At 69.1% G+C, this 12,060-nt stretch carries 12 protein-coding genes; 3 read left to right on the forward strand and 9 right to left on the reverse strand.

Going from position 1 to position 12,060, the window contains the following annotated elements; genetic code table 11:
- The 7 genes from AB0H37_RS41255 to AB0H37_RS41285 form a co-directional block, all read right to left on the reverse strand.
- Window positions 1–957, reverse strand: a complete 957-nt coding sequence (locus tag AB0H37_RS41255) for a DUF1702 family protein (protein ID WP_329091248.1) — start codon at window positions 955–957, stop codon at window positions 1–3.
- A gap of 206 nt (window positions 958–1,163) precedes the next feature.
- Complete coding sequence (locus AB0H37_RS41260) at window positions 1,164–1,748, reverse strand: LmbU family transcriptional regulator (RefSeq protein ID WP_179834681.1); 585 nt, start codon at window positions 1,746–1,748, stop codon at window positions 1,164–1,166.
- A 577-nt stretch (window positions 1,749–2,325) separates the two neighbouring features.
- The gene (locus tag AB0H37_RS41265) at window positions 2,326–2,658 is read right to left on the reverse strand and encodes a transposase (RefSeq protein ID WP_179834680.1); all 333 of its coding nucleotides are present in this window, start codon (window positions 2,656–2,658) and stop codon (window positions 2,326–2,328) included.
- A gap of 640 nt (window positions 2,659–3,298) precedes the next feature.
- On the reverse strand, window positions 3,299–4,582 hold the full coding sequence (locus AB0H37_RS41270; protein WP_360618086.1) for an AarF/UbiB family protein: 1,284 nt from the start codon (window positions 4,580–4,582) through the stop codon (window positions 3,299–3,301).
- On the reverse strand, window positions 4,582–5,313 hold the full coding sequence (locus AB0H37_RS41275; RefSeq protein ID WP_360618088.1) for a hypothetical protein: 732 nt from the start codon (window positions 5,311–5,313) through the stop codon (window positions 4,582–4,584). Before AB0H37_RS41275 ends, AB0H37_RS41270 begins: the two co-directional genes overlap by 1 nt.
- A 382-nt stretch (window positions 5,314–5,695) precedes the next feature.
- Window positions 5,696–6,346, reverse strand: coding sequence for a winged helix-turn-helix transcriptional regulator (locus AB0H37_RS41280; protein ID WP_179834677.1), 651 nt, complete (start codon window positions 6,344–6,346; stop codon window positions 5,696–5,698).
- A 147-nt stretch (window positions 6,347–6,493) separates the two neighbouring features.
- Complete coding sequence (locus AB0H37_RS41285; RefSeq protein ID WP_360618089.1) at window positions 6,494–7,996, reverse strand: radical SAM protein; 1,503 nt, start codon at window positions 7,994–7,996, stop codon at window positions 6,494–6,496.
- A gap of 183 nt (window positions 7,997–8,179) precedes the next feature.
- Here AB0H37_RS41285 and AB0H37_RS41290 point away from each other — a divergent pair, with 183 nt between their 5' ends.
- The 3 genes from AB0H37_RS41290 to AB0H37_RS41300 are packed head-to-tail and all read left to right on the forward strand — an operon-like array spanning window position 8,180 to window position 10,613.
- Entirely contained in the window at window positions 8,180–8,914 is a 735-nt protein-coding gene (locus AB0H37_RS41290) for an FkbM family methyltransferase (protein ID WP_329091259.1), read from the forward strand.
- 38 nt (window positions 8,915–8,952) lie between these two features.
- Window positions 8,953–9,561 (forward strand): dTDP-4-dehydrorhamnose 3,5-epimerase family protein, encoded by a 609-nt coding sequence (locus AB0H37_RS41295; protein ID WP_329091261.1) that lies wholly within the window; start codon window positions 8,953–8,955, stop codon window positions 9,559–9,561.
- Window positions 9,558–10,613, forward strand: coding sequence for a glucose-1-phosphate thymidylyltransferase (locus tag AB0H37_RS41300; RefSeq protein ID WP_329091263.1), 1,056 nt, complete (start codon window positions 9,558–9,560; stop codon window positions 10,611–10,613). The genes AB0H37_RS41295 and AB0H37_RS41300 overlap by 4 nt, the downstream gene beginning before the upstream one ends.
- Window positions 10,614–10,664: 51 nt before the next feature.
- Here the strand turns inward: AB0H37_RS41300 and AB0H37_RS41305 are convergent, their stop codons facing one another.
- Together AB0H37_RS41305 and AB0H37_RS41310 are read right to left on the reverse strand one after the other, a co-directional pair.
- Window positions 10,665–11,585, reverse strand: a complete 921-nt coding sequence (locus AB0H37_RS41305) for an arylamine N-acetyltransferase (protein WP_360618092.1) — start codon at window positions 11,583–11,585, stop codon at window positions 10,665–10,667.
- 114 nt (window positions 11,586–11,699) lie between these two features.
- The coding region (locus AB0H37_RS41310) for an ABC transporter permease (RefSeq protein WP_360618094.1) at window positions 11,700–12,060 on the reverse strand (361 nt) is incomplete at its 5' end.

The raw sequence follows: 12,060 nt of genomic DNA on the forward strand, positions 1-12,060 counted from the left end.
TCACCCCTCGTTGTGCTTCCGCCACGCCTGACGCACCCTCGCGCGCCACACCTCGTAGCCCTCCGGACCGCTGCCGCAGCGCTCGGCGGTCACCGCCGCCTCGTCCGTCCACGCCGCGGCGACCGCGGGGGCGGCTCCGGTCAGCGTCTCGATCGCGGCCGCCGACCGCTCCGGCACCTCCTGCGACTCCACGTGGGCCTTCGCCGCGAACGCGGCGCCCTGGGCGATGTGCTCCTCGAAGCCCGCGGCCCGGTCCAGCAGCTCGCCCAGCCGCTCCGGGGTGAGGGCGCCGGTGTACGCGGCGGCCAGGCCGATGCCCGCCCAGACGTCGGACCGACGGGCGGCCGGAAAGGCCCCGATCGTCTCGGCCACCTCGACCGGATCGCCGCCGGCGTAAAACCACAGCGCCCGGCCGACACCCTGGTCCCGGATTGTCCGCATATTTCCCCGCGCCGGCCGCTCGACCCAGTGCCGGACCAACACCCGTCTGGACTTGAAGAAAGCCTGATGGAACCCCCAGCCGTCCCACACAAGCCAACGCAGCAGTGGTCGCCCAAAGCGAATGCCCGTCCACGGATGCACATGCGTGCGCGCGTACGCCCACCCGACCCCGACATGAATCAGGTGGATGTACCGTGCGCCGGGCCCTTCGGCCAGCGCGCGTACTCTGCGGCCGCCCGAAAACGTGCCCAGGTCCGCCAGGGCGACGCCCATGGCCGCGCCTTCGAAGGCGAATCCACGTAGATCGTGCGGCAGCGCCTGGAAATCCAGGCTCGCCGGATCCGCACCGAGGGAGGTGTTGAATCCGGTGGCGAAGCTCTGCACCACGTCCGCCAGCCGGGCACGAGCCTGCGGATCACCCGGCGGAAAACCCAGGCGCTCGACGTCGAGGGTCTTGGGATCGATTTCGAGGAAGCCGCGCAACGGCGGCGTCAGCAGATTCCCTACAGCGGCCATTCCAACCCCACAGTGGCAATATTGACCGGCGGCGTTCGGCCAAAGAGTTTCTTGCCGTGCTGGCGACGACCGCCATGGCCATCGGTCAGAACGGTCTATGGGGTAATCGCGGCCGAAAGATGACCCGACTGGCGCCCCATGAACTTCCGCGCAGCGCGCTGAGTGGCCTTACGCCCTTCTACACATACACTCGACTCGGCGAAAAGTCACGCCTCTTCGTCGTTGCTTCCAACGGCTCCGCCGACCTGTCCCGCGGCCTGGTCGAGAATGACCACGATCCATTCCGCCAGGCTGAGCTCCATCGCTTCGGCGGCCTCCTGCCAGCGGAGTTGGCGCTCAGCGATCACGTCGATGCGGACAGTGGCCTCATCCGGCTTCTTGCTGTCGTCACCGTTGCGGATTTCTCGCAGGCGCTTTCTGAGCTCTCGTCTCGTCCATCCCAGTTCTGCCGCCTGCTGCAGCCAGTGCTCCTGGTCGGATGGCGGGAGCGCGGCAACCTCCGCGTGGTGCTGGAGACTGAGCTGGTCCCGCCGGCGGGACCTCGGGATGCGGCGCGCGATCCAAGCGTAGTTCTTGAGAGTCTGGTAGTCGAGCGACGTGGCCTCTATGGCCATCCGATACCGGTTCGGGTAATGCCGCTCTCCGTAGATGAGCCAGTCGCCGAGCCACCAGCGCGAGCAGTCCGAGATAAGGGATATCTGGCGTCCGATTCGCTGCCACGTCTCGAAGGGAAGTCGGGGGGGCAACTCCAAACCGCTTCGCCGCGGCCTCGCCGATTGGTCGAGCACCATTCTGGCCGCGGAGACCCGATTTGCCTCTTCAATCGGGGACCGATGAGGCGATGTGTAACGTTGCCCATTTCCGGAGCCGGACACGAATATCCTCCCGAACAGTCGCGATGCGCTGCGTGTTGCCGAATGAGGTCAGAGGCTGGAGATGAATTTTTCGACCACGGCTTCTGCGGATCCCCTTGGACGTGGCGCACGCGAATTCCCTGGCAGACTTAATTTCGGCCCCCTCCGGTCGCCCACCACCGTCGGCCGCCCCCCTTCGATCACGCCTAACGCCCGTCGCCCGCCCACCTCCGATCGTCTCCAGCCGTCGGGGTGAGCAGCAATGATGGTCATCGTCAAACTATTTCACCAGGTTGTCAATAGGGCGAATCGGTTATTAACGCCTTGCCAAGGTGATCTCACCGAGATGCACCAGGAACATTGACCTTTCAAGCGTGTCTCACGTGGAAGGGTGAGATTCTTATGACCGGCGACGGCGGCACGACGCGCGAGCGGGGCGGCCGGCTCGGATCGACGACGGATTCGGAGGTCCCGTTTCCAGGGCCTCGCCCGCCCGGCCCCGTCCGGGCACCGGTCAGTTCGCCGCCCGTTTCGCACGGGCGGCGGCGGCCTCCACGATCGCCGACGCCCAGTCGAGCTGCCCGCGCGCCCCCGGCTCCTCCAGCGCGGCGCGGTGCAGGCGCGGCCACAGCCCCGCCCTGGTCCACGCGGTGAAGCGCCGATGCGCGGTGGGCACGCTCACGCCGAACTCGGCCGGCAGATGCCGCCAGGCGCACCCGCTGGTCAGCACGTACACGATCGCGGTGAACACCATCCGATCGTTCACCGGCGCCGTCCCACCGCCCTGCCGCCGCGGCGCGAACTCCGGGATCAGAGGGCCGACGATCTCCCACAGCTCATCCGGCACCAACCGGATCGCAAGGTCCGACAACACGAACACCGATCATGCCGCATCCGTCATCGGGCCACATGAGACATGCTCTTAGTAGTCTCGGACAGGCGGGCTCGGGAAGCCGCGCGGACGGTTCGCGTCGGCCCGAACAGCGCAAAGCCACGCTATGAAGTTGTCCCACCACAAAAGATCAGCTCAATGGCGTTGGGCTCTGCGTGATCTCGCTCATCGCGCCCATGCGCGACGTCTCCGGGAAACTCGTGCGGTCCGGGCCCGGCTCCTGCGCGGCCGGCGCCGACGGCAAGGCCCTCACGCCGGCGATCGGGGCGCGGACCTGCCCCGGCAGGCGGCGCCGGCGTCGTGCTGGCCCGCGATGGCGGGAGGCCGACCGCCTCGGGACGAGACCGCGAAATCCCCTGCTCGGCCGCCTGGCGCCATCCACCGGCCGGCCTCACCGGCTGAGAATGCACACCATCACCGAAACCGCACCCCGCCGCTTATTCCATGACCGGCAAAGCCGCCCGCATAAAGTCGCGGAGATCACACCGCCAGGGGTTACCATTCACAGCCGGTCCTGAGGGTCCCGCACGACTCCGATGGGCCTCGGCCCTGCACCCGGCACGGTCACCTCTGGCGCTCCTGCCGGGACGGCACCTCAGCCGGTCGCGCCGCTCGTGACGAGAAGGCCGTGCATCACGAAAGGCGCGGCCTCCAACTGGAAGTCCATCATCGGGTGATGGCGCTTGACCACACCCTGCAACGTGAGCAGGCAGAGCATGGGGAATATGAACTCCGGCTCGGCGTAGAGGCGATGTTTCCGCTGCAGATCGAAGAGATCCAGGCAGAACGCGGGGAGATCGAAGTCTCGGGCCACCATACCGACATTTCGCAGGACAAGGTCGGATATCTCAGCGCGAAAGGCCGCAATATCCGTTTCCGGGTCCGTGCGCCGCACCGTTGACAGCAGAATGTCGGCGCACACCTCCCCGTCTCCTCGGATCATGCCGGCGAAGAAGCCGGTGAACCTCTCCCGCGCCCTGGGGCTCATGCGGAAGACCAGACCGGCGTCCAGGACCACGACGGTGCCGTCGGGCTTGAAATAGGTGTTCCCCTGGTGCAGGTCGAGGTGGAGGAAACCCTCGATGAACAGCATCCGGTAGACGGCGTGCACCAGCGAGGTGATCTGCGCCTCGCGGACCCGCGCGGGGAGGTCCTCGATCACGCCGCGATCGAGACCCTCGATGAACTCCATCGCGATGACCCCGTCCCCGCTCAGTTCGGGGACGGGCCTCGGGACGACGACGCCCGGTATCCCGGCGAGATCGTCGTGCAGCCGCCGCAGGTTCGCCGCCTCCGCGCCGAAGTCGAGCTGGGCCATGAGGCAGTCGCCGACCTGGTCGACGATCTCCATGAACGGCACCCGCCGGAAGGCCGGGAGCCGTGCGGCGGCACCGGCGGCGGCCCGCAGGACGGCCATGTCCGCCGCGATCGCGGCACCCGCGCCGGGGCGGCGCACCTTCACCGCGAGCGCCCGGCCCCCGCGCTCCGCGCGGTACACGCAGGCGATCGAGCCGCCGGCCACCGACGGCCCCCCGACCGCCCGCACGAACTCGGGTGGCGTCAGGCCGAGCCCGGCGCGCATGGTCCGCAGCGCCTCCTCGGGGGTCATCGGCTCCACGTCGTCATGCAGCCTGCCGAGCGCGGTCGCGAGCGTCTCCCCCACGAGGTCCACGCGGGTTCCGAGAATCTGCCCGGTTTTCACGAACGCCCCGCCCAGCCGTTCCATGAGACGCGCGAGCTCGGCGGCCAGCCGCGTTCCGCGAGTGCCCCCGGACGAGGTCGCGGCGATGGCCGCCATGCGGACCGCGGCCGCTCCGCCGCACGCGCCTATCCGGACCGTCCGCGCCGCCAGGGAGCGGGCACTGGCACGATCCACCATCAGGCCGCCGTTCCGGAGAGCCCGCGCTCAAGCGCCTCCCGGAGTCGTGCGGGCCCGGCGTCGAAGGCCTCCTGCGGGACGGGGACCGGTTCCCCGACACGGCGGAAGTCCGTCCAGCCGCCTGTCCTCGTGCGGGAGGCCCTGACCCGCTCGGGCAACCCGCCCACGTCCGGACGGCCCATCTCCACGACCTCCCAGCGGCGGAACGGTGTCCGGAGACGCTCGACGGCACGCGCGACGACCAGGCCGGTCTCGTGGTCGATCGCCTCGGTGACGGTGAGGCCGGGCGTGGTGACCGGTCCCAGATAGCACCGCGGCTCGGCCGCGGGCCACCGGCTCCAGGACATGTCGACCTCGACGTCCTCGGGAGTGGCGCCCAACCCCGGATAGCGCCAGGCCATGAGATCCAGATATCCGATGTCGGTCAGTGGAAGGCAGTCGAACAGGTAGCGCTCGACCAGGCGAACCGAATTCCTCATCGTGGGTATATGCGTTTCCACTTCGCATTCACCGCGAGCGGAGTTCTCGGTTATCCACACATGACTTCCGGCAAGGATCTGCGGGTGCAGAACGAATAGGGTGGTCACCGCCGAGTGGTCGGAGAAACGGCGGCCGATCAGGTAGCGCATGGGGCGTCGACCGATCGCGGCTTCGATGGCGAAGCCATATGATGTCAGGCCACCCGCGCTGAGGTTCGGACGCGCCGGCCTGGTCATGCGCACATGCTCCACTGATGGCACCTTCCCGATGACGGCTGCGACCGCTCTTCGCTTTCCGTCTTATCGGCGATCAGAGTGGGCTGATGGTTTCATGTCGATGGCGATCACGTAGTGGGCTCATTACTCTGCGCCGAGGTGTAACGTCTCGTCATGTCGTCATGGAAATAGAGGCGCTCGCCGCCAGTAAAAGCTATCGTCGCGACGGCGTCAAGATAAGACTGCCAACTCCGGCGCGGTCGGCGGCGCGGCGACGGAAGATCCGCCGCAGAACGCGGCACCGGGGAGCGCGTCCCCGGACGCATGCGGTATTACCGGCACGGGGCATGCGGCTATCGAGATCTGCCTTTGAAGGCCGGAAGCCGGCCGCTGATACTCCCCGGGCGGGAGTGCTCTCTCAGGCCACCAGGCCGAGCAGGCGCGAGCAGCGGATGATCGCGTCCTCGTCGCCCTCCATGACGATGCGCCTCGTGAGCGTCGCCTCCAGCGGGTCCAGGCGCCCGGCACCGATGTCGACGAAGGTCACCGCGTCCGTGTGGACGACGAGCGCCGGTTCGACGGTCGCCTTCCCATGGGCGACCGACACCTTGCCCTCGTGGACCGTGATGTGGAACACGTCGTCGTCGATGCGGAACTCGTACTGCTCGTCGGGGCCTTCCACGGTCGGGGCCGCCATCGCCTCCACCGCGAGCACCGCCCACCGGGGACGCACGATGTACTCGGCCTTGGGCTCCGTGAGCACGCCGAGCCCCCAGCGCGCGAGCACGAGCACCGCCTCGCGCAGGCCCTCGCCCTGCTCCGTGAGTTCGTACACCCGGACTTTCGAACCTTCGCGGGGCCGCTGCCGAATGATTCCGACCTCGGTGAGGAACTTCAACCGGTCCGCCAGCAGGTTGGTCCCCAGACCGGGCAGGTTGGCCAGAAGCTCGTTGTAGCGGCAGGGTCCGGTGAGCAGTTCCCGGATGATGAGCAGCGTCCAGCGCTCACCGACGATGTCCAGCGCGCCGGCGAGGCCGCAGTACTGTCCGTAGTTCCGACGCTGATTCACGTACCCGTACCGCCTCCCAGGTTCACTTTAGAAGTGTATACCCAGTTGGCCGCGCATCGCGGAACCTCGGCCGTGCGGGCCGGCGCCTCCGCCGCGATGGCCCGGCCCTTCCTGGACCGTCGCCGGCCCGGCACCGCGCGAGGGCCGTCAGCTCTCCGTCGCGGCCCAGGCCTTCTTCGCGTTCTTCCATGTCGAGGAGTTGACCTCCTCCCACGCGCGGCTGCGCAACTCCTCGAGGACATGCGACGGCACAAGCGTTCCGGACATGTTCGCCCGGTAGATGTTCATCGTGTCCGGGTCGAAGTCGCTCCGGAGATGCCCCTCCGAGATCGCCGTGTCGAACAGCGGCGTCCCCGGGAGCGGGACCACGATGAAGAAGTTCGCGGCGTCGAGACCGAAGGACACATGGTCGCGGGCCAGGTTTATCGTGGTCTGGATCTCCTCCAGGGTCTCGTCCGGGTAACCCATCATGTAGTTACCGAAGATCTTGAACCCGTAGTCCTTCAGTGCCACGATCAGCGATTCGATGTCGGCCATCTCGATGTTCAGCTTGTTGCTCGCGTACTTGCGCAGGATCCGGAGATTGCCCGACTCGAACGGCAGGTTGAGCTGGGTGAAACCGGCCTCGGCCAGGGCCTCCAGCACCTCGTGATCGGGTTTCCACCGCTTGAGCAGGTGGATGATGTTGATGCCGTTCAGATCGCAGATGTTGACTCCGGCGCCCTGGATCTTCCGCAGCAGCCGCAGGGCGCGCTTCTTGTTCCCGAGGAGGGAGTCGTCCTCGATCATCACGTGCTCCACGCCCAGCCCTTTCAGGACGTCCAGTTCCCGCAGCACGCGATCGTCCGACTTGGCGCGGTAGCGCCCGATGGGGCCGCTCATGCTCCCCTCCTGCTCTCCCGCTATATGGCAGTAGGCGCAGTGGAAGGGGCAGCCGAGCGAGGTCATCATGTCCGCGTAGCGCAGCTCCGTACCGGACTCCCACACGCCCGAGTGCGGCCGGGCGAGGGTCCAGTACCGCTCGTTCGGCAGCAGATCCCAGGCCGGCATGGGCAGGGTGTCCAGATCCCACACCACGTCGTCCGGGCGCGCGGGGTTGACGCGGATCTCACCGGAGTCCAGGAACGCGACGCCGCTGATCGCCGCGAAGTCCGGACGGGCCGACCTGCGCACCTCGTCGGCGATCTTCGTGATCGTGCCCTCGGCCTCGGAGAGGCAGACGACGTCGAAACCGGCCCGGAAGAACTGCGGCAGCCGCGACCGCGCGTTGACCCCGCCGGAGACGAGGACCTTCTCCGGGAAGGCCGCCCGGAGGAGTCGCGCGCAGTGCAGGACCATCGTCTCCTGGTCCGTGAAGATCGAGGTGATCCCGACGATGTCGTACGCCGCCGCCTCTTCCAGGATCCGCTCGTCGCTGACGCCCGTCCGGAGGAGGCCGCTCGGCAGCTGGCCGGGCTTGTCGAAGATCGCGTCGAGCGAGTCGGAGTCGTCGCCGACGCACGCGTCGAACACCCGCACGTCGACGCCGTGGTCGCGCAGGGCGCCGCCGAGGTTGGGATACGCGAGCGATCCGTTCGGCTTGCACACCGTCCCCGGGGCGGTCTGGTTCGGCGGATACAGAAGCAGGACACGTACATCACGCAAGGCCATGTATGACTCCTCAACCGACGGCGTCCCGGTCCGTCCCGCGTTCCGCCGGCGGACTCGTCGGTGCCGCCCGCCGCGGACGCGATCCTGGGGAGGAGCTCCCCGGGCCCGCCGTGCCACCTCACTGTACTATATGCTTCTAAAGTTAACACCGCGGTGGTGTCCGTCTTCTCTGGAGGTACGTCGATGTCCCACGGGTCCTCCCCCGCCTCGCAGGGCCACGCCCTGACAGAGATCGATCGGTCCGCCGCCCCGGTGTACGTCCGATGGGAGCGGCAGCTCCCGGGGCTGATGGACCGGCTCGGCGTGGCACCGGTGGGAGTGGTGCAGGTCGGGGCACATATCGGACAGGAAGTGCCGGCTCTCGTCCGGTGCGGTTTCCGGCGGCTCGTCATGGTGGAGCCCAACCGCGACCACTCCGCGGCGCTCGCCCGCGAGCTCGGGCGCCACCTGTCCGGCCGGCCGGAGCCGGAGGGGGGCCGGCCCTCCCAGGAGGTCGTCCTGGCAGCGGCGGGGCGGGAGCGCGGAACGGCCACCCTGCACGTCACGGAGTACGACCAGCAGGCCAGCCTGCTCGCGCCGCTGCCGCCGATGACGGTGACCAGGCTGGACACCACCGAGGTCGTTCCGGTGCGCGAGGTCCAGCACGGCTGCAACGTGCTCGTGGTGGACGCCCAGGGCGCGGAACTGGACGTGCTGGCGGGCGCGGACCTGGACCGGCTGGACCTGGCCGTGATCGAGGGCAGCGCGGAGGCCCGTTACCACTGCGGGGCGACCCGGCAGGCCGTCGCGGCCTACATGCAGGACCGCGGCTGGCGGCTGGTGGCGAACTGGACCCACGCGCGCGCCAACGTCGCCGACATGGCCTGGCTGGCCCCCTCGACCAGCCTCCGTGCGACGTACCGCGCCGACCGGGGCTGAAGGCGGCCCCGCGATGCGACTGTCACGATCGGCGCGGCATGCACGTCAGTGAGACGGCCGTTCCCGGGGCCTACGTCTTCACCTCCGACCACAACTCCGACCGGCGGGGCGACTTCTTCGAGGTCATGCGCGCCGACGTCCTCGACGTCACGCTGGGGCGCCCTTTCGTACCGCGTCAGATCAACTGTTCGACGTCGCGGCGCAACACGCTCCGCGGCATCCGCAGCGTGACCGTCCCGCCCGGTCAGGCCAAGTACGTCACCTGCGTCAGCGGCGCGGTGCGCGACATCGTGGTCGATCTGCGGGTCGGTTCCCCGGCCTTCGGGCACCACGCGGTCAACGAGCTGTACGCCGGGTCGGGCCGAAGCGTCTACATCCCCGAAGGCGCCGGCCACGCCTTTCTGGCGCTCACCGACGACACCTGCATCTGCTACGCCCTGTCCAGCACCTACACGCCTGACGCCCAGATCTCCATCAACCCGCTGGATCCCGACCTCGCGCTTCCCTGGGGGATCACGGAGCCGCCGCTGCTGTCCGACGGGGACGCGGCGGCGCCCACCATGGCCGAAACCATCTCCGCCGGGCTCCTGTCCTCTTGGCAGGAGGCCGACGCTCCTTCTATGCGCCTGCGAGGAAGCAACCGATGAAAGCTCTGGTGCTGTCGGGTGGATCGGGAATGCGGCTGCGTCCTTTCAGCCACTCCATGGCCAAGCAGATGATGCCGATCGCCAACAAGCCGGTTCTGGAGTACGTCCTTCTCAACATCCGCGCCCTCGGTGTCACGGAGATCGGCATCATCGTCGGCGACCGGGCCCAGGAGATCATCGATTTCGCGGGCGACGGTTCCCGGTTCGGCGCGCGGGTGACCTACATCCACCAGGACAGGCCGCTCGGTCTCGCGCACTGCGTGATCTTGGCTCGCTCCTTCCTGGCCGACGACGACTTCGTGATGTACCTGGGCGACAACATGCTGCCCCACGGAGTCGCGGACGTCGCCCTGGACTTCGCCGCGCAGCGCCCCGACGCCCAGGTGCTGGTGCACAAGGTGGCGGACCCGCGCGCCTTCGGGGTGGTGGAGCTGGACGTCGCAGGCCGGGTCGAGCGCCTGGTGGAGAAGCCGGAGGACCCCCGGAGCGATCTCGGACTGATCGGGGTGTACTTCTTCACCCCGGCCATCCATGAGGCGGTGGCCTCGATCGAGCCGAGCGCGCGCGGGGAGCTTGAGATCACGGACGCCGTCCAGTGGCTGCTGGCCCGGGGCGCGGACGTGCGGGCCAGCGAGTACGCCGGCTACTGGAAGGACACCGGCCGCGCGGAGGACGTCCTGGACTGCAACCGCCGCCTCCTGGAAACGCTGCAGCCCTGCATCGCCGGTGACGTCGACGCGCACTGCGAGATCGACGGCGCGGTCGTGGTCGAGGCCGGAGCGCGGATCGTGCGCTCCCGCATCCAGGGCCCCGTGATCGTCGGTGCGGGCTCGGTCATCGAGGACAGCCACATCGGTCCCCGCACGTCGATCGGCCGGGGCTGCGTCCTGCGGCGCACCGGCGTGACCGGCTCCATCGTCCTCGACAACGCGTCCATCTCCGGTTTCGCCGGGCTGCACGACTCGATCATCGGCCGCAACGCCAGCGTGAGCGCCTCGGCCCGGCCCCGGCTGGTCGTCGGTGACGACACGCGGGTCGAGGTTCCGGCCTAGCCCGGCCGGTGCACCCGGGCCCGGGCATTCTCCTCAGCCCGGGCGTCGTCCTCAGGTCCGGGCCGCGGACCGCCGGGCCCTCGCTTCGAGCCAGGCGTCGTGGGCGCCCCGGACCTTCGTCCACAGCGCGGTCCGCTCCTGCGGGCCCACGTCCGCCAGCGGGAGATCGAAGACCTCGGCGAGCGCGCCGTACCACTCCGTGAAGGTACCGAGCTCCCTGGTCGTCCTGCCGGAGTCGTCGACGTGCCGCAGCATGCATCCCGTCAGGCTGTCGACGCTCGTCGCGTCGCGCCGCATCACCGCGACGGTCCGCACCAGGCGCGATTCGGGATCGGTCGCCAGGTAGGGGTGCCACTCGGCGAAGTCCGCCGGACCGGCCGGCTCCATCGAGAAGTCGAGCCCGGCGATCGCGCCGCCGTCGTCGTGCTCGAAGCGCCAGCCGCCGGACCCGAACCGCGAGGGGCCGAGATGGAAGGTGAAGGGTCCTTGGCGGTACGCCCCGGCACGCAGCGGCAGCGGCTCGTGCAGCCCGTCGCCGAGGCCGACGTCCACCATCCAGGCCCCGCCCTCGACGCTCACGGTGAGCACCAGGTGCGGGGCCGGTTCGGCCGGCCCGACCGGCGGCAGCTTCCGGCCGGCGTGAACGCCGGCCCGGTGCCACGTGACGTCGTATCCGAGCGCCGTCAGCAGAGTGGAGAACGCGCCGTTGAGCTGCACGCAGTACCCGCCGCGCCCCTTCAGCACCTGACCGGCCGCGTAACGCGGGTCCGCGGTGGTCGGCCGTCCCAACTGGATCTCCAGCACCTCGTACGGCACCCGCTCCACATGGGCCCGGTGCAGGGCGAAGAGTCCGGAGAGCGACGGCTCGCCCGGGTCGCCGACGCCGAGACGTTCCAGGTAGTCGGCGACGTACCGGGGACCGCCCGGCTCCTCTGGGACGGGCGCGGAACCCGATGTGTGCTGGCCAGGCATGACCCTCCGTCCGGACCGGGTGCGGTCGCGCCACCGCTCCACCGATGCTACTTCAAATTAAAGTAGCACAGCCTGCCTCTCCCCCTCGGGAGGGGCGCGGCGGCCCGTTCGCCGCTACCCGCGGCCGCGCCGCGAGTACGCGAACGCCGTGAGCGGCGCGAAGACCGCGACGAGGATCGCGCAGGCCAGGAACGCCCGGCCCATCTGGCCCGCGGTCTCGGTGCCCTGCATCAGCCCGCGCACGGCCGTCGCCGCGTGCGTGATCGGGTTGACCCCGATGACGGTCTGCAGCCACGACGGCATGGTCTCGCGCGGCGCGATGATGTTGCTGCCGAACAGCAGGACCGAGTCCAGCGTGATGATGAGCATCTGCGCCGACGCCGCCTGGCGCACCGCCACCCCGACCAGGGCCCAGATCCAGGCGAGGCTGAAGGCGAACACCTGGAGGAACAGCAGCGCCAGCACCACGCCGGCC

The organism is Actinomadura sp. NPDC023710 (assembly GCF_040639875.1).
Classification (GTDB): domain Bacteria; phylum Actinomycetota; class Actinomycetes; order Streptosporangiales; family Streptosporangiaceae; genus Spirillospora; species Spirillospora citrea.